The sequence below is a fragment of the Anaerobutyricum hallii genome (assembly GCF_900209925.1).
Lineage (GTDB): Bacteria > Bacillota > Clostridia > Lachnospirales > Lachnospiraceae > Anaerobutyricum > Anaerobutyricum soehngenii.
Genome location: NZ_LT907978.1, coordinates 1,800,385 through 1,818,854, shown reverse-complemented (window position 1 = coordinate 1,818,854; position 18,470 = coordinate 1,800,385). Strand labels below are relative to the sequence as shown.

General features: G+C 38.5%; 13 protein-coding genes. 10 read left to right on the top strand and 3 right to left on the bottom strand.

The window, feature by feature from the left end:
• Positions 1-10 precede the first annotated feature (10 nt).
• The 5 genes from EHLA_RS08295 (at position 11) to EHLA_RS08275 (ending at position 8,392) form a co-directional block, all read left to right on the top strand.
• Positions 11-2,479 carry an ATP-dependent Clp protease ATP-binding subunit gene (locus EHLA_RS08295; RefSeq protein WP_096240237.1) on the top strand — a complete coding sequence of 823 codons (2,469 nt, stop codon included), beginning with the start codon at positions 11-13 and terminating at the stop codon, positions 2,477-2,479.
• Positions 2,480-2,576: 97 nt separating this feature from the next.
• Entirely contained in the window at positions 2,577-2,990 is a 414-nt protein-coding gene (locus EHLA_RS08290) for a hypothetical protein (RefSeq protein ID WP_021907743.1), read from the top strand.
• A gap of 248 nt (positions 2,991-3,238) precedes the next feature.
• The gene (gene radA, locus EHLA_RS08285) at positions 3,239-4,612 is read left to right on the top strand and encodes a DNA repair protein RadA (protein WP_096240235.1); all 1,374 of its coding nucleotides are present in this window, start codon (positions 3,239-3,241) and stop codon (positions 4,610-4,612) included.
• 102 nt (positions 4,613-4,714) lie between these two features.
• Positions 4,715-5,962 carry a serine hydroxymethyltransferase gene (gene glyA, locus EHLA_RS08280; protein ID WP_021907745.1) on the top strand — a complete coding sequence of 416 codons (1,248 nt, stop codon included), beginning with the start codon at positions 4,715-4,717 and terminating at the stop codon, positions 5,960-5,962.
• Between the two features lie 735 nt (positions 5,963-6,697).
• Positions 6,698-8,392, top strand: a complete 1,695-nt coding sequence (locus EHLA_RS08275; RefSeq protein ID WP_096240234.1) for an ATP-binding protein — start codon at positions 6,698-6,700, stop codon at positions 8,390-8,392.
• Here the strand turns inward: EHLA_RS08275 and EHLA_RS08270 are convergent.
• Positions 8,389-9,030: a lactate utilization protein gene (locus tag EHLA_RS08270; protein WP_173854278.1), complete on the bottom strand. Its 642-nt coding sequence runs from the start codon at positions 9,028-9,030 to the stop codon at positions 8,389-8,391. The two genes, EHLA_RS08275 and EHLA_RS08270, sit on opposite strands and share 4 nt — an antisense overlap.
• A gap of 168 nt (positions 9,031-9,198) precedes the next feature.
• Here EHLA_RS08270 and EHLA_RS08265 point away from each other — a divergent pair, with 168 nt between their 5' ends.
• The 5 genes from EHLA_RS08265 to EHLA_RS08245 all read left to right on the top strand — a co-directional run bounded on the left by EHLA_RS08265 (position 9,199) and on the right by EHLA_RS08245 (position 15,455).
• Entirely contained in the window at positions 9,199-11,367 is a 2,169-nt protein-coding gene (locus EHLA_RS08265) for a type IA DNA topoisomerase (protein WP_096240230.1), read from the top strand.
• 134 nt (positions 11,368-11,501) lie between these two features.
• Positions 11,502-12,176, top strand: a complete 675-nt coding sequence (locus tag EHLA_RS08260; RefSeq protein WP_096240228.1) for a UDP-N-acetylglucosamine pyrophosphorylase — start codon at positions 11,502-11,504, stop codon at positions 12,174-12,176.
• A 5-nt stretch (positions 12,177-12,181) separates the two neighbouring features.
• Positions 12,182-13,231, top strand: a complete 1,050-nt coding sequence (locus tag EHLA_RS08255) for a hypothetical protein (protein WP_096240226.1) — start codon at positions 12,182-12,184, stop codon at positions 13,229-13,231.
• A 491-nt stretch (positions 13,232-13,722) separates the two neighbouring features.
• A complete protein-coding gene (locus tag EHLA_RS08250; RefSeq protein WP_021907751.1) occupies positions 13,723-14,427 on the top strand; it encodes an iron-sulfur cluster assembly scaffold protein in 705 nt (234 codons plus the stop codon).
• A gap of 17 nt (positions 14,428-14,444) precedes the next feature.
• Complete coding sequence (locus tag EHLA_RS08245) at positions 14,445-15,455, top strand: GGGtGRT protein (RefSeq protein WP_096240224.1); 1,011 nt, start codon at positions 14,445-14,447, stop codon at positions 15,453-15,455.
• 825 nt (positions 15,456-16,280) lie between these two features.
• Here the strand turns inward: EHLA_RS08245 and EHLA_RS08235 are convergent.
• Together EHLA_RS08235 and EHLA_RS08230 are read right to left on the bottom strand one after the other, a co-directional pair.
• Positions 16,281-17,051 carry an ExeA family protein gene (locus EHLA_RS08235; RefSeq protein WP_330399952.1) on the bottom strand — a complete coding sequence of 257 codons (771 nt, stop codon included), beginning with the start codon at positions 17,049-17,051 and terminating at the stop codon, positions 16,281-16,283.
• Positions 17,038-18,456 carry a DDE-type integrase/transposase/recombinase gene (locus tag EHLA_RS08230; RefSeq protein ID WP_096240180.1) on the bottom strand — a complete coding sequence of 473 codons (1,419 nt, stop codon included), beginning with the start codon at positions 18,454-18,456 and terminating at the stop codon, positions 17,038-17,040. The genes EHLA_RS08235 and EHLA_RS08230 overlap by 14 nt, the downstream gene beginning before the upstream one ends.
• Positions 18,457-18,470: the final 14 nt, after the last annotated feature.

Sequence of the window (18,470 nt, the reverse complement as noted above, 5' to 3'; positions counted from 1 at the left end):
CGAGGATAGAATGAGAACAGAATATAATAACTATGCTTCCCGGGTATTAGAAAGAGCGGCACAGGATGCTGCTTCATGCCATCAAAAATATATAGGGACCGAGCATCTTGTTTTAGGACTTTTATCAGAGCCGGAATCTCTTTCCGGGCGAGTACTTTATGAGAATGGCCTTACATATGAAAACTTTTTAGAAGCAGTTCTTGGTGAGTCGGCAGCACTTGGAGATAATACTAGTCAGACATTTCTTGGATATAGTCCTAAGGCAGAGCATGTTTTATCTACCAGTGAGGAGGAGTCACTTCGCCTTCATGCAAAGCAGATAGGAACCGAACATATTTTACTGGCGTTAATTAAAGAAAGAGATTGTATTGCTCTTCGTCTGATGAAGGGAATGAATATCAATGTTAAGAAGATTTATATTGATGTATTAACAGCAACTGGAATAGATATGACAAGGGCACAGAAAGAATACCAATCTCTGACAGCTCCTAAGAAGAATAAGCGTAAGAACTCGATGATTTCTTCATACTGTGTAGATTTAACGCAGAAAGTGAAAGATGGAAGATTAGACCCTATCGTGGGAAGAAGACAGGAAATCGAGCGAATCATACAGATCTTAAGCAGACGGACAAAGAACAGCCCCTGTCTTGTTGGTGAGCCAGGCGTTGGTAAAACGGCAATTGTAGAGGGACTCGCACAGTGGATCATCCGGGGAGAAGTGCCGGAAATGCTCTGGGAAAAGAAAGTAATGACTTTAGATCTTCCGGGTATGATCGCGGGATCAAAATATCGAGGTGAATTTGAAGAGAGAATTAAAAAACTTCTTCAAGAAGTAATCTCCAGAGGAGACATCTTACTTTTTGTAGATGAGATTCATACAATGATTGGAGCGGGTGGAGCAGAAGGTGCGATTGATGCTTCCAATATTATGAAACCATTTCTTGCCAGAGGAGAGATTCAGTTAATTGGTGCAACTACTCGTGAAGAATACCGCAAATATATTGAAAAAGATGCTGCCTTTGAGCGGCGCTTTCAGCCGGTTACGGTGGAAGAACCATCTGAGGAAGAAGCAATTGCTATCTTAAATGGTTTAAAAGACAGATATGAACAGCATCATCAGGTACATTATACAGCAGGAGCAATTCAAGCAGCAGTAGAATTATCCGAGCGATATATCAGTGACCGTTTTCTTCCAGATAAAGCAATCGATGTTATGGATGAAGCTGCTTCAAAGAAGAAAGTTGGTCTCTATACAATGTCTGATGAGATGAGGATATTAGAAGAACAATTTGATAAATATGGTAAGAGAAAGGAGGAGGCACTCGCAGAGGGAAATCTGCGTAAAGCAAAGACGAATAATACAAAGCAGAAAACTATTGAAACAAAACTGGCAAAAGAACGAGAATTATGGGAAGAAAAGAAGTCCGTAAGCCGTATCACTGTTACAGAGAATGATGTGGCAGCAGTTGTTTCTTCCTGGACAAAGATTCCGGTGACGCGGATTAGCCAGAGTGAATCCCAGCGCCTTTTAGGGTTGGAAGATACTTTGAAAAAAAGAGTCATTGGGCAGGATGAGGCTGTAACAATGCTTGCAAAGGCAATTAAGCGAGGTCGTGTCGGTTTAAAGGATCCAAAGAGACCGATCGGTTCCTTTATGTTCTTAGGACCTACTGGAGTAGGTAAAACAGAATTGTCTAAGGCACTTGCAGAAGCACTCTTTGGTGATGAAAATGCAATGATTCGTGTAGATATGTCTGAGTATATGGAGAAACACAGTGTATCTAAATTAATTGGTTCTCCTCCAGGATATGTAGGATACGAAGAAGGTGGACAGCTTTCCGAACAGGTACGACGCCATCCGTACAGCGTTCTTTTGTTTGATGAGATTGAAAAAGCACATGGAGATGTATTTAATATCCTTCTGCAGGTACTTGATGATGGACAGATTACCGATTCAAACGGCAGAAAAGTAGACTTCAAAAATACAGTGATCATTATGACCTCTAATGCAGGTGCACAACGAATCATGGCACCGAAAAATCTTGGATTTATTACAGAAAGAAGTGCTAAGGAAGATCACGAGCGAATGAAGTCTCAGGTGATGGAAGAAGTAAAACAGTTATTTAAACCAGAATTTATTAATCGTGTGGATGGTATTATGGTCTTCCATACATTGGAAAAACCACAGCAAAAAGAAATTGTAAAGTTACTTTTAAAAGAACTTTCCGACAGACTTTCAAAGAATCCTGGTTTTGTATTGAATTTTTCTGATAAAGTTGCAGATTATGTTCTTGAAAAAGGCTATGATCCACAATATGGTGCAAGACCATTACGACGAGCAATTCAGAATGAATTAGAAGATTTCCTTGCAGATGAATACCTCGAAGGACATATCAAAAATAATGATAAAATCCTTCTTGATATTGAAAAAGATAAGCCAGTTATTCAGAAAGAGCGAAAGAAGAAAAAGACAGAATAAAAAAGTTTTTAATAATTATGTGTTTTTGGTAGAAAAATTACCTACTTTCTTGTATAATAATGGTAGCTTTATAGATACAAATACGGAGGATATAATAATGGCTAATGTAAAAGAACTATTAAAAGCAGAGGAGAATGGAAGCTTAAGCTTTGGAGATTACAGTCTTACACAGAAGACAAAGCTTGACGAATTTTCATTCGAAGGCGATGTATATAAAGTAAAAACATTTCAGGAAATCACTCGTTTAGAAAAGAATGGTGGTGTTGTGTACGAATCTGTACCAGGTTCTGCAGTGCATGGATATAAAGAAACAGAACGTCAGATTGCATTTGAGACAGAAGCAGCAGATGATCTTCAGATTACACTTGAAGTAGAACCAGAAAAGGAATATAAGGTATTTGTTAATGACACAAATATTGGTAAGCTGAAATCAAGTCTTGGTGGAAAGATTAGTTTTAGTATTGAACTGGATGCAGGAGAAACTGCAAAAGTTCAGGTAGTGAAGTTATAATACATATTGAAAAAGTATAAAAGTTCGAAAAAGTATAATCATAATATAAAGCATCTTCGTGTTGTGCGAAGATGCTTTATATAATAATATTGTTTTTTCGAGCTTATTTTATTTATCTCAGTCGAGAAGACTCCCACCTCTTTCAGGTGGTGAGTGATGGCTGCTCGACTTGAATTTTATCGAGAAGATATCTGATGAATAAAGACATTTAAAAATTTTTGATCTTGTAGTACAGAAAGGGATTACTTATGGCAAAAGCAAAGGCAAAGACCGTATTTTTTTGCAAGGAATGTGGTTATGAAACGCCGAAATGGATGGGACAGTGTCCCGGCTGTCATCAGTGGAATACAATGACGGAGGAGAAGATTAATCCTGTATCAAGGGGAGTTGGAAAAAGAGGAAATAATCTGCCACATCAGCAGCTTACCGGTTTATTTGAAGTTTCCATGGAAGAAGAAGACAGGTCAAGCTCTGGTATTCCGGAACTTGACAGGGTTCTTGGTGGTGGAATTGTAAAAGGTTCCCTTACATTAGTTGGAGGAGATCCCGGTATTGGAAAGTCAACATTACTATTACAAATTTGTCGTTATCAGGCGAACAGTGGAAAAAAAGTTGTTTATGTATCCGGCGAAGAATCTTTAAAACAGATTAAAATGAGGGCACAGCGTCTTGGTGGCTTTAAAGAGAATGTTTTTCTACTTTGCGAAACAGATATCAATGCAGCCGCAGAAGCTGTAAGAGAGGCAAAACCAGATATGGTTGTAGTGGACTCTGTTCAGACAATGTACAGCGAGGAGATTACTTCCGCAGCGGGCAGTGTCAGTCAGGTAAGAGAGGTTACCTCTGTATTAATGCAGCTTGCAAAAGTAGAAGGGATTGCTGTATTTTTAGTAGGTCACGTGACAAAAGAAGGCGTAGTAGCAGGACCAAAAACATTAGAGCATATGGTAGATACGGTATTGTATTTTGAGGGAGATCAGACTGCAATTTACCGAATTCTTCGAGGAGTGAAGAATCGATTTGGCTCAACAAATGAAATTGGTGTATTTGAAATGAAGGAACAGGGGCTTGTGGAAGTAGAGAATCCATCAAAAGTAATGCTTGACGGAAGACCAACGGATGCTTCCGGATCCGTTGTTGTATGTTCGATGGAAGGGACAAGACCATTACTTATTGAAATTCAGGCGTTAGTTTCCCCTACAAGTTTTAATATGCCAAGACGTACCACCGTAGGAATTGACTTTAATAGAGTGAATCTTTTATTGGCTGTTCTTGAAAAGAAGGCTGGTATGCAGCTTGGTGGCTGTGATGCCTACGTAAACCTTGCTGGAGGAATGAAGCTTGGTGAACCGGCAATCGATCTTGGAATTATCTGTGCAGTTGTATCGAGTTATCGTAATCTCCCAGTTCATGAAGGAACATTAATTTTTGGGGAAGTAGGGCTTACCGGAGAAGTACGCGGTGTCAGTCATGTTGAACAAAGACTGGCTGAAGCCGTCAAAATGGGATTTACAAGATGCATCATGCCAAAGACAAATGCAGAAGTACTCAGTAATAATATTTGTAAGAAGATACAGGTAATTGGTGTATCAAATGTACGGGAAGTCATTCAAGTGCTGTAATATTACAGTATTTAATGATTGCTTGTATTTTATCAGTATGCTATAATCTCGATATGCAAATCTATTTTAGAAAATTCAGTATAGAATACGGAGGAAGAAAATATGTTTAGTTTTGACTATGTGAAGGATTTTGATCCGGAAGTTGCAAAAGCGATGGAAGATGAACTCGGAAGACAGAGAAATAATTTGGAGTTGATCGCTTCAGAGAACTTAGTATCCGAAGCAGTTATGGCAGCAATGGGAAGTCATCTTACAAATAAATATGCAGAAGGATATCCTGGAAAACGTTATTATGGTGGATGTCAGTATGTTGATGTTGTAGAGAATCTGGCAATCGAGAGAGCAAAAGAATTGTTTGGATGTGAGTATGTTAATATCCAGCCTCATTCCGGCGCACAGGCCAACATGGCAGTATTCTTTGCAGTAATGAATCTGGGAGATACTTACATGGGAATGAACCTTGATCATGGCGGACATTTAACACATGGAAGCCCTGTAAATATGTCTGGTAAGAACTATCATTGTGTACCTTATGGTGTGAATGATGAAGGAGTGATCGATTACGATAAAGTAAGAGAAATCGCTTTAGAGTGTCATCCAAAGATGATCATTGCTGGTGCAAGCGCCTATGCAAGAAAGATTGATTTTAAGAGAATGCGTGAAATTGCAGATGAAGTTGGAGCAGTATTAATGGTAGATATGGCTCATATCGCAGGTTTAGTAGCTGCAGGTCTTCATGAGAGCCCAATCCCATACGCACACGTTACAACAACAACAACTCATAAGACACTTCGTGGGCCAAGAGGTGGTATGATTTTATCAAGCGATGAGGTAAATAAAAAATACAACTTCAATAAAGCTATCTTCCCAGGAATCCAGGGTGGTCCTTTAATGCATGTAATCGCAGCTAAAGCTGTATGCTTAAAAGAAGCATTAACACCAGAATTTAAAGAATATCAGAAACAAATCGTAAAGAATGCTTCTGTATTGGCAGATGCATTAATTGAAAGAGGATTTGATATTGTATCTGGCGGAACAGATAACCATCTGATGCTTGTAGACCTTCGTAAGATGGGCCTTACAGGAAAAGACATGGAAAAATTATTAGATTCTGTACACATTACATGTAATAAAAATACAGTACCGAATGATCCACAGTCTCCATTTGTAACAAGTGGTCTTCGTCTTGGAACCCCTGCTGTTACATCTAGAGGATTAAAAGAAGAAGATATGGTACAGATAGCAGAAGCAATCAAGCTTACTATTATTGACCGTAAACTTGAGGAAGCAGAAGCAATCGTTAAGTCTCTTACAGAGAAATACCCAATTTATGAGAGTATAAAATACTAATTTGATGGACTAAAGAAACGAAAACCAGAAATAGAATATAGAAGAAAATGTGAAGATAGTCGCGGCGCAGAAAATGCCTGTTCGGCATTTTTACTTGCTCCGACATCATATTTTCTTCTATATTCTATTTCTGGTTTTCTGTTCTTTGGCTCCAGATGGAAATTAGTATTTTAATTTTGAATGGAGAGGGGATTGCCCAGAAGTCTATGGTTTTTAATCAGAGAACGGTTTCGCCATAAGAAAATAGTAAGGGATACCGACAGAAAAAATAAAACTCCTTATATAAATGTCAGTTTCTTGGAATTTGATTTCCTGGAAAGCCATATCTTTCTGGAGAATCCCCCATTCTCGCCAACTGTAGATTTAGATAGTCAGAAAAAAGAAACAATACCATATCCCAGATGCGGCTTCGGAGTGTGTTTAAGATGCGAACGAGTATTTTAAACACAACGACTACAGAGCAGATGGGATATGGTATTGTTTCTTTTTTCGTCTATACGAAATCTATAAATTAGTATTTAAATAAATTATAAGAGAAAGTAAAAAAATATTTTATATAGAAATTTGTATTATTATATGTTATTATAAATTGTAAAAAAGTGTTTTTCAAAATGAGGTAATCGAAATGGAAGTATTTAAAATAAACTATATATACACAGTTTTTTTAATGATGCTGATCAATAATATTCTGGTATATGTGCTTAGCAGAACACCAGGGTTTGGAAAGGCCGAGAGGTGGATTTTCGTTTACTGCTTGCTGTTTGTGTCTGTGATCTTTCAGATGCTTTTGGGATGTTGTTAAAATATATTGCCGGACCGGCGATTTTGTATGTGTTAGATGCGGTTTTTCTTATTTCAATAGCCTTTATTTCCTTTTTTCTTTTTTATTACAGTGAGAATATGTATGGTTCGGATGTGTTTAAAAATCGGTGTTCTCTGTTTTTGCTATATATACCGATTGATTTGCTGGTGATACTTTTAATTATATCTTATTGGAAAAGAGAGATATATAGCTTTTCTGTGATTTTAATACTGGCGAATGTCTATAATGTAGTTTCTATCATATTAAGTGGATGGAGACTTTGCACTGAAAAGGATTTAGAAAAAAGAAAGATTTTATGGGAATCTATTTACTATATTGTTCCATTTTTTATCGGAAGTATCCTGCAATGTTTTTTTGATAATCTACCATGGGCTAATGCGGCATTAACGATCACAATTTTACTTATGTTCATCCATAATCAGGAACGTCTTCTTAGGAAAAAGACAGAGGATGCGGAAATGGCAGTTCGGGCAAAGTCAGAGTTTTTATCAAGGATGTCTCATGATATTCGAACACCTATTAATGGAATGATGGGTATGTTAGATATTGCACAGTCACATCTTGAAGATCCGGAAAAGATTGATTTATGTTTTTCTAAAATGAGAGGAGCAGCGGATCAGCTTTTATCGATTACGAATGATATATTAGATATGTCCAAGCTTGAAACCGGTGATATTCAGCTTATAGAAGAGCCATTTGATATTGCAAGCTTAGTAGATAGTACATTGGCTGTTCAGCGAATTATTGCTTCTGAAAAGGGCGTAAAATTAGAACAGCATGTAGATAATGAGATTATTCACCCTTATGTATGCGGAAGTCCAAATTATGTGCGTTCCATTTTAGTTAATATTATAAGTAATGCAATAAAATATACAGATGCAGGGGGAATCATTACTTTTTCCGTAAAAGAAGTATCCTGTGATGAAGAAGATGTGCATTTTGAATTTATTATTTCAGATACCGGAATCGGTATGAGTAAAGAGTTTGCAGAGCATATTTTTGAACCATTTGCGCAGGAAGATGCTGAAAATCGTTCCAGCTATCGAGGGACAGGGCTTGGTATGTCCATTGTTAAAAATCTTATAAGTAAGATGAAAGGAAGTATTACTCTTCATACAGTAAAGGGAGAGGGAACGACCTTTATTATTACTCTTCCTGTGAAGTTAGATACCGTTTGTATAGAAAAAGAAGATACAGAAGAAGTTACGATCGAAGGAATGAGAATTCTTCTGGTAGAAGATAACAAGCTGAATCTTGAGGTGGCACAGTATATTTTAGAGGATGCAGGTGGAAAAGTTTCTGTTGCAAAAAATGGTTTAGAAGCGTTGGAATGCTTTAAACAGTCTTCGGAAAATTATTTTGATGCGGTATTAATGGATGTGATGATGTCGGTTATGGATGGGCTTACGGCAACGCAGGAGATTCGAAAATTAAAAAGAAAAGATGCAAAAACCGTCCCGATCATTGCGATAACGGCAAATGTATTTAATGAGGATGTGATTGCAGCCAAAAAAGCCGGAATGAATGAATATATTGCAAAACCGCTTGATTTTGATAAACTGATTCACACCCTCGCAAAAAACTTTTCAAAGAAAAAAGAATTTTAATAACCTAATTCTTCTCCAACCATAATGATATGGATTCTGTCAGGATAGCGTGACATTCTTGTAGTGACAAATAAGTCACAGATAGAAGAAGCAGACATACAGTCGCCACAAACACCAGTTTTGCTGCATGGAGTTGGAAGTCCAAGACGTACACAGTTTGGAGGACAGGCATCCTGACGGATTCGTTTATATGCATCTTCTACAGATGGTGTCAGTTTGTTCATACCAGTAATAATTACTACATGTTTTGGTCCATAGCAAAGTGCGCTGACGCGATTGCCGTTTCCATCAATATTGACAAGCTGTCCATCCATGGTGAATGCATTTGTACTCATAAGATAATAATCAGACAGAATTGCTTTTGCGTGAATCTGTCTTTTTTCTTCCTCATTTTTTGCAATACTGCGGTCAATAAAAGTATATTCTTCTGAATGGGTTTTTATGTAATTAAGCAGTCCTACTTCTTCTATTGTAGCGGAACCGCCGCTGGCAATTACAGACCCTTTTTCAATGATGGAGAGTGCCTTTGATAAAGCCTCTTCCTTTGTAGAACAATAGTAAGCATTAAAGTGTCTACGTTCCATCTGTTTTATCACATGTTCTGCCTGTATTGCCCAAGCTTTCTGTTTTGGTGTCATAGTCATTCCTCCTAATTTAATGTACTTGATCATAGGGTAAGATCATTAATAATAGTATAGCATTTTTTAAAAAAGGAGAAAAGGGGATAATTCTCTAAGGTTCACAGAATAAAAAAATTATGATATAGTAGTTTCCGTTGTATTTTTAATCCAGAAAGAGGGAATCAGATGAAAAAGTTAATAATAGCGGAGAAACCGTCTGTGGCAAAAAATATTGCAGATGCCACCGCTTCTTCCCGGAAAAATGGATATTTTGAAGGTGAATATTATGTAATTACCTGGGCATTTGGTCATCTTTTACAGCTTTATGATGCCAGAGATTATGACCCGGAAATGCGCAGTTGGAAGATTGAAAAGTTTCCATATATTCCGGAGAAGTTTTTATATAAAATAAAATCAGACGGAAAGAATAAAGAAAAACCGGACAGCGGTGTTGTTCAGCAGATGAATACAATAAAAAATCTTATGGAACGGAAAGATGTAGAGGGAATTATTTCTGCGACGGATGATGACAGGGAAGGACAGATTATTGCAGATGAAATTATCAATTACATTTCTCCACAAAAACCAGTAGAACGAATTTTATTAAATGAATGGACGGCGGAAGAGGTAAACAGAGGACTGAATAATCTAAAATCGAATGAGGAAATGAAGTCCTTGCAGGATGCAGGATTTGGCAGGCAGATTGCGGATTGGCTTATTGGAATTAATCTGACATCCGTTGCCACTTTGAAATATCGAAACAAACAAAATATCCGTCTTCTAAATGTTGGAAGAGTCTTAATGCCGACCTTGAAGATTATTTATGATAGAGATAAAGAAATTGCCGATTTTAAAGTCACAAAGTACTACAAATTAAAAGGAATCTTTCAGACAGAAGAAAAGAAAGATTTTGATAGCATTTATTATGTAAAAGGAAATGAGAAGTTTGATAATCCAGAAGAATTAAAGGAAATTCAGGAAAAAATTCATGGCAGAAATGGAGAAGTTGTCTCTAAAAAGATAACAAAGAAAAATGAATATCCTCCCTATCTTTTTAATCTATCCGGATTACAGGGATATGTGACATCAAAATATAAAGGATGGACTTCGGATAAGGTCTTAAAAACAGCACAACAGCTATATGAGAAAAAGTTTATTACTTATCCAAGAACAGCCAGTGTTGTTCTTGATGAGAGTTTAAAAGAAAAAACAGCAAAAGTATTAAATATCCATAAGAAAAATTGTCCGTATGAAGAAATGATACAGTTTAAAAGTACAAAGCGTATTTTTGACAGCAAGAAAGTAGAGAGCCATTCTGCTATTATTCCTACATATATGCAGCCAGGAAAGCTAACTGAATCAGAAAGAATTGTATATGAAGCAGTAAAAAATCGATTTTTAGCGCAGTTTATGCCAATTGCGGTAGCAGAAGACACTGTTTTGCATATTAAGATGCAGGAGACCGATATACCCGGAGAATTCGTTGCAAAAGGCAAAGTACAATTAGAACCCGGATGGAAATTAATTGAAGGAATTGATGCGAAAGAAACAATTCTGCCACCAGTTCAAAAAGGAAACATTTTACCGTTAATAAAGTCTGAAATTAATGAAGTCGAAAGAAAACCACCGAAGCCACATACGGAAAAAACATTGCTTAAAGTCATGGAAACCTGTGGAAAAAAATATGAAGAAAAAGAAGAAGAACAGATGATGATGGCAATTTTAAGTGGATTCAGTATTGGAACCCCAGCAACACGTGCGGAGACAATTAAAAAGTTGAAAGATGCCGGCTATATTAAGGCAAAAGGAAAGAGTCTGACTTGTACAGATTTAGGAAAAATGTTAGTAGAAACTTTTCCGGCAAGAGAACTTTTTGATTTAGAATACACAGGACGACTGGAAAAAACATTGTCAGATATCGAAAAAAAGAAGTTCACAAAAGACGACTTCCTTTCGATGATAAAGCAGTTCGTTATAGAATCTGTCGATAAAATAAAAAATGATACTGTCTTTGGAGGTCCTGTTATACTCGAACCTCTCCATACAGAACCAGTTGGTATTTGTCCTGAGTGTGGTGCGCCGGTAGTAGAAACGGCCAGAGCCTTTGGATGTTCTGCTTGGAAAAAAGGTTGTAAATTTGCCATTTGGAAAGATGATCGCTTTGTCACGTCTCTTGGTAAAAAAGTATCCTATGAAATGGTAAAAATTTTATTAGAACATGGAAAAGTAGGATTTCGTGGCTGTGTAAGTAAAAGAGGGAATAAATTTTCCGCTTATTTTTATTATGAAAAGGATGAAAAAACGAAAAGATATAACTGGAAATTAGAATTTATAGATACAAACCCTCCATCATAAATTTATAAAAGTAAATTTCATGTGGGATTGATTTGATTTACTGCATTTGTTATTATGTAGTTGTTTAGATTTATTTATTTTATATGGAGAGGATTAATTTAGAAAGGAGAAGGCTGATACAGCCAGGAAAAGAAATGAAACGATTAGAGAATAAGGTATTATTTCAGGATTTTAACAGAACAATTGCAACAGTATTATTTGAGGAGAACACATATCCTTGGGAAATACTTCCGAAGATTCATGATTTTATCATGGAAGTGGGGATGCTTCTTCCAAAAGACGAGTATGACGAGATCAAGGAGCATGTCTGGGTAGCAAAAACAGCAACCGTTGTGCCAACTGCATACATTAACGGCCCTGCAATTATTGGACCGGAAGCAGAAGTTCGTCATTGTGCTTTCATCAGAGGCAATGCTATCGTAGGAGAAGGGGCAGTTGTCGGTAATTCTACAGAGCTTAAAAATGTTATTTTATTTGATAAAGTACAGGTTCCTCATTATAATTATGTTGGTGATTCTATTCTTGGTTATAAATCACATATGGGAGCTGGTTCTATCACTTCTAATGTGAAGTCTGATAAAAAGTTAGTAGAAATTCATTTAGACGATACAAAGATTGAAACACATATGAAAAAAATTGGAGCAATCCTTGGAGATTATGTAGAGGTTGGATGTGGTTCCATTTTAAATCCAGGAACAATTGTAGGACGACGCAGTAACATTTATCCGTTATCCAGTGTAAGAGGATATGTTGCAGATCATTCCATTTATAAAAATAAAAACGAAATAGTGAAGAAAGAAGAATACTAAAAGATATGATGAAAGCAGAGAGAAGAAAAATATATGCAGTTCTTATTTTAAGTATTGTGTTAGTACTCTCTCTTACTGGCTGTAAGGCTTCTAAGAAAAAGGTACTTTCTTCAAGTTATTATAAGGAACTGAAAAAGGAAAACAAAAAGTTAAAAAAAGAAAATAAATCCTTAAAATCAAAGGTAGATGCTGAAAATGATATGACTGAGGATGAACAAAGGGCAAGCGATTATCTGGAAAAAATATCAAGAGATCATCTCGTAAAACTTGAAGTAGGCTATGCTGACAATATGAATGGAAGTGAGTTTGTAGAAGACGAAGCTGTCTTTTCTCTTGCAACATCAATCGCATTAAGAGCAGACAAAACAACAAAATATACACCGGAAGAAGTGAAAGAAAAATATGGTCCGGGATATGAATATATTTTATATGATGAAGATAATGCTGTTTATGAAATAATGATATTTGGCGGGAACTATATCGTATTTACCGATTTGCCTAATAATGTATATTATGCATATAATGCATCCGCGATCGGAGATGCATTTTTGCACTTTAAGAATGGATATCCAAACTCAAAGCTGTTCCACCGAATGGCAGATACCCCTTTAATCACAAATACTGATGGAAAATGTTATGAAAATGAAGTTGCATTCTCTGTTGCAAACTATATTGACCAGATGAATAAAAAGAAGTCGAATGAAGCTAGAGCAAAGAAAAAATGGGGCAAACAGGCAGCAAAGAAAATGGGTAACGGAAAGGAATATACATTTTATCATCATGGCAATACGATGAAACTTGTCATCTATGATGAATATTTTACAATAACAAATATGAATGGTAAAACTGTCTGGTATCATGCAGAAAAAGAAGCGGTCATCAAAATGAAAAATATATTTAAAGAAGCGAACGCAAAACAAAAAGCTGAGAAAATCGAACAGAAAAAAAATGAAAATTCTACAGATCCCTCTACAGAACAAACAACAGGTTCTTCTGAAACAGATGTCTCATCTGCTCATCGTGATGAGATAGAAAGTGAAGGAACAGACCAATAATTTTATCTCAGTCGAGAAGACTCCCACCTCTTTCAGGTGGTGAGTGACAGCAAATTTGTCTCAGTGGGAGGGAGTCCAATCTCCGACTGAGATAAACGCTCCGCGAGGATGCGCAGTGATTCTGTAAAGAATATGTCAGCTTACGCTGACCAGAATCACGCGCCAAGTCTCGCGGCTGCTCGACTTGAATTTCATATATATTTTTTCCTGTAAAGCTTCGTATGATTCTTATTTAAAGTAAAATTTATATAATACCTGCCTGTTTTTGAATAGTTCTAATGCATAAAAAAGTAGTTTATTCGAGAAAACGCAAAGAATTGTGAAAGAAATATCAAAAAAAATGTCGAAAATTAAAAAAAGGTATGGACGAAAAGCAATTTTTGTGAGAAAATAATAAACTGTGAAGACAAGCAATCGTCTTGACTTAGGGATTACTTACGGAATGTAAGTTATTTTAGAAAAACTCAATTTATACCGAAAGGAGTACTAACATGATTATCTCACAAGAAGTACAGAACATGTGCCCAGTGGCTCAGGGCGTACATCACGGAGCAGCTCCAATTCCAGAAGAGGCAAAGTGGGTCAAAGCAAAAGAGGTAAAAGATATCTCTGGTTTTACACACGGTATTGGATGGTGTGCTCCACAGCAGGGTGCCTGCAAATTAACTTTAAATGTTAAAGAAGGTATCATTCAGGAAGCATTAGTTGAGACAATCGGATGTTCCGGTATGACACATTCAGCAGCTATGGCTTCTGAAATTTTACCAGGACTGACAGTTATGGAAGCATTAAATACTGACCTTGTATGTGATGCTATTAATACAGCTATGCGTGAACTTTTCTTACAGATCGTTTACGGACGTTCCCAGTCTGCATTCTCTGAAGACGGACTTCAGGTTGGAGCAGGACTTGAGGACCTTGGTAAAGGACTTCGTTCACAGGTAGGTACAATGTACGGAACTCTCCAGAAAGGACCTCGTTACCTTGAAATGGCAGAAGGCTATGTAACAGGAATCGCTCTGGACGAAGACGACTTAATTATCGGTTACCAGTTTGTAAATCTTGGAAAAATGACAGACTTCATCAAAAAAGGTGATGATCCTAACACAGCATGGGCAAAATCTGTAGGTCAGTACGGACGTGTTGATGATGCCGCTAAGATTATCGACCCTAGAACAGACAAGGTAATTGACTAATTAAGGAGGTAAGAAGAATGGCTTTATTTGAATCATATGAAAGAAGAATTGATAAAATTAATTCCGTATTAAGCAGCTATGGAATCGCTTCCTTAGAAGAAGCAGAGAAAATCACAAAAGATGCAGGACTTGATGTATACGGCATGGTAAAAGGCATTCAGCCTATCTGCTTTGAAAACGCTTGCTGGGCATATACAGTAGGTGCAGCAATCGCAATTAAAAAAGGTGCAAAAAAAGCTTCTGAAGCAGCAGCAGCAATCGGCGAAGGACTTCAGGCTTTCTGTATCCCTGGTTCTGTAGCAGAGAACAGAAAAGTAGGTCTTGGACATGGTAACCTTGGAAAAATGCTCCTTGAAGAAGATACAGAATGTTTTGCTTTCTTAGCAGGACATGAATCTTTCGCAGCAGCAGAAGGTGCTATCGGTATCGCAGAAAAGGCTAATAAAGTTCGTCAGAAACCTTTACGTGTTATCTTAAACGGTCTTGGAAAAGACGCTGCACAGATCATTTCCCGTATCAACGGATTCACATTTGTTGAGACAGAATACGATCCATACACAAACACAGTTAAAGAAGTATTCCGTAAATCTTACTCTGATGGATTACGTGCAAAAGTTAACTGTTATGGTGCAAACGATGTTTGCGAAGGTGTTGCAATCATGTGGAAAGAGAACGTTGACGTTTCTATCACAGGTAACTCCACAAACCCAACTCGTTTCCAGCATCCAGTAGCAGGAACATATAAGAAAGAAAGATTAGAAGCAGGTAAGAAATACTTCTCCGTAGCTTCTGGTGGTGGTACAGGACGTACACTTCACCCAGATAACATGGCAGCAGGTCCAGCTTCCTATGGTATGACAGATACAATGGGACGTATGCACTCTGATGCACAGTTTGCAGGATCTTCTTCTGTACCAGCTCATGTAGAGATGATGGGTCTTATCGGAATGGGTAACAACCCTATGGTTGGAGCTACAGTAGCTGTAGCTGTAAGCGTAGAAGAAGCTGCTAAGGCAGGTAGATTCTAAGAAAAACTCTTTATTTATGCGGGTTTTAGGACTTCCATTTTATGTGGAAGTCCTTTTTTGTTTTCTTGTGAACTTCCTAAAAAACCCTATGTACACATCACGTACACATAAAATAAAAATGTGTACTTGGAACACCTGCCTCATAAAGAATTGTTGCATGAGTATGTCGTAAACTGTGAAAGTCCCATTCTTCACTGATAAGAGTACAGTTTTTTGCTTTGTCGCTGCCTGAGCCTCTGCCTTTGTTCGGTATCCGCTACCGGTTTTCCATTTTCTTGTCCCATCCACACTGACCAGTTGAAAATAATACTGCGAGGTCTTCCCGCGTTTTCGTGTGCCAACTTTTCCCATGAAAATCATCCTTTCGAAAAAAGGGTATAAAAAATACACCCTATGCAAAATGCAGGATGCGTGGTATAATCCATTCATCTAATTAGGATGCTCTATCAAGTAGGTATAGACGCAATTCATCTCCCACCTTAGAGGTCGGAGTCTTCTTGCTGTAAAAGGATAAAATTCTCCTTTCTTACTTCCGCAAATTATCATCATTCATAATATCTAAATCACTCTGTATCCCTTCCAGAGTCACTTCTATATCAGTACGCTGGTGGGCAGCAAGGAGTTCAGATTCCATTCGTGGAAGTCTAGTACTATTGTGTTAATGATTTCATGAGCTGTCACCAGACTGCTCACACGAATTGTCATCAGATTGCTTAACTGCCTGTCATAGATAATGGTGGATTCGCCGCCCGAAAACGGGCGGCTGACTTTTACTTAGTTGTGACCGTGAGCATTTCATGCTCTACTACAAACTTGATCATATAGTCATCGACCAGACGCCTCTGCTGTTGGAAGGCATACATCAGTGCCTTTTCGCAGATCCGGTTGGATCATACGGGGAATTCCGGCAGATGCCTTGTGGATCTCATCCACTGCTTTTTCAGTAAAAACCTCCTGAGAACATCCAGAATACGCCATATGACTTCCGATGTACTGTTCTGTTTCCGATCTGTCCAGATGTGGAAGCGTACAATACATATCGATTCTCTGGCGAATAGCAGCGTAACGCTGTAACTTCAGTTTGTTTTCCCAAAGTTCTGTCTGCCCGACAAGGACTACTGCCATGGGACTGACAGAATCAAATTTGTAATTCAAAAGAAATCGGAATTCTTCCAGCGTTTCTTTTTCCAATAGATGAGCTTCATCAAGGATACAGACAACTTTCTTGTGCTGTACTCCACGGATGATTTCAATTTCCTGCTGTAGCTGGCGTTCGGAATCTCCCCGATAAAACCTTGGTTCCAGACCGAGCTGATCCAGCAGCCCCTTATAAAACCATCTTGGAGTCAGCTTTGAGTCTGAAAGATAAAGAACGATGTAATCCTCTTTAGGAAGCTCTGAGTAAAACCGGCGGATCAGCGTTGATTTCCCACATCCGGAATCAGCGGTTACAACCGCAAACATCTGGCGGTCTGCCACATAGGATAAACGCCCTAATGTCTCGCGAAAAGCAGATGATTCATACAGCTTTTCAGGCGGAACATCACGGACAAAGGGTGTGTGTTCCATACCGAAGAATGCCTCATACATTGTCATTCGCCTCCTTCCGATAGGATGCAAATGAAATCGCGTCAGCTATGTGACGCTGTGTCTGTGCATGGCGGTTTTCTAAAGCATCAAGAAAACGGGATGTGCTCGGTTTCTGTTCCTGCATGGATGCCGGTAATACGGGACGTTTGTCACAGTATGAGCTGATTTTTATAGGCTGTGCTGTAAAAGGTTCATAGCCTGGATAAGAAACCGTGATCGTTTCAGGCGCGGCAGGGTCATAAGAAATTTCAACTTTATGCCCAATCAGTGATGGTTTTGTCTCGTATTTTATTCCGCGGAAACTGATACATCCGCCTTTGTCAACTTTGCGTTCTTCGTGATGAAGGAAAGCTTCCGCTACGACTGAAACATCCAGGAAAGTGAGCGGGCGGCTGTCGCGGTTCCACTCCTGAAGAGGTGTGATCCCTTCTTCCGGGACCGCAGCTCCAAGGCTTTCATAGTACTCACTGATCCCTTCATGAGATTTCTTGTGATAATACTCGTCTGCGAAGATCTCCCAGAGACGGTTTAATTCATCCAGGCTTTTGATACCCTTCAGCTTCGATTCGCGGATAAAATCATCCACGACCTGGTGGAACTTTTCGATCTTGCCTTTGCTTTTTCCGCTTCTCGGCTTTGCATGAATGACACGGATGCCGAGTTTGGAAAGGGAAAAACGGATTTGCTTTGCGATATACTGTGATCCGTTATCAAAGTAACAGGCATCAAAAGTTCCGTGACGCAGGATCGCCTGGTGAAAGGTATCCTCGATGATCGCTTCTTCCTGATTATCATAGAACCGGGAGAATAGCAGCCGTCTGGAATGGTCATCAATAGCCGAGGACAGATAGGTCTGTACTTTGGCACCGTTTTTTCCAATAGGAAGTTTGGGACCATACTTGATATCTCCCTGGATCAGCATCATGCGGTGTGGTTTGCAGAAGCGTTTCGATGAACTCTCACGGGCTTCTCTGTACATCTGCATATGTTCACGGCCAAACCCTGCTTTATAAAGATGTCTTTCCAGGGTTGGGCGTTTTAATACCCCCGGTGCTACAAAGCCTTCTGCTTCCAGAATGAAGATGATCTGTGCAACAGACCGTTCCGGGACCTCTTTCCTGAGCTGGATTGCCTGTTCCAGAAGAAAATCGAAATTGTCCGGAAGTCTCTGGGATCTGTGTTTTTGCCGGTCTGCCGGTTTGAGTCCAGAGAACTGGCTTTCTGCATATGCTTTCTCGTAACGATAAAGAGAGCGGACGGAGATGTTATTCTCCTGTGCAATCTGCCTGCGCAGCTGCAGACGTTTTGCGTCATCCATATCTTCCCTGAGAAGGGGAGATATAAGCTGAAAGCGTTTGAGTGCTTCCTGTTCCTGCCACTGTTGTTTCATAAGATTTTTGCTTGTATTCATAGTATAGCGACCTC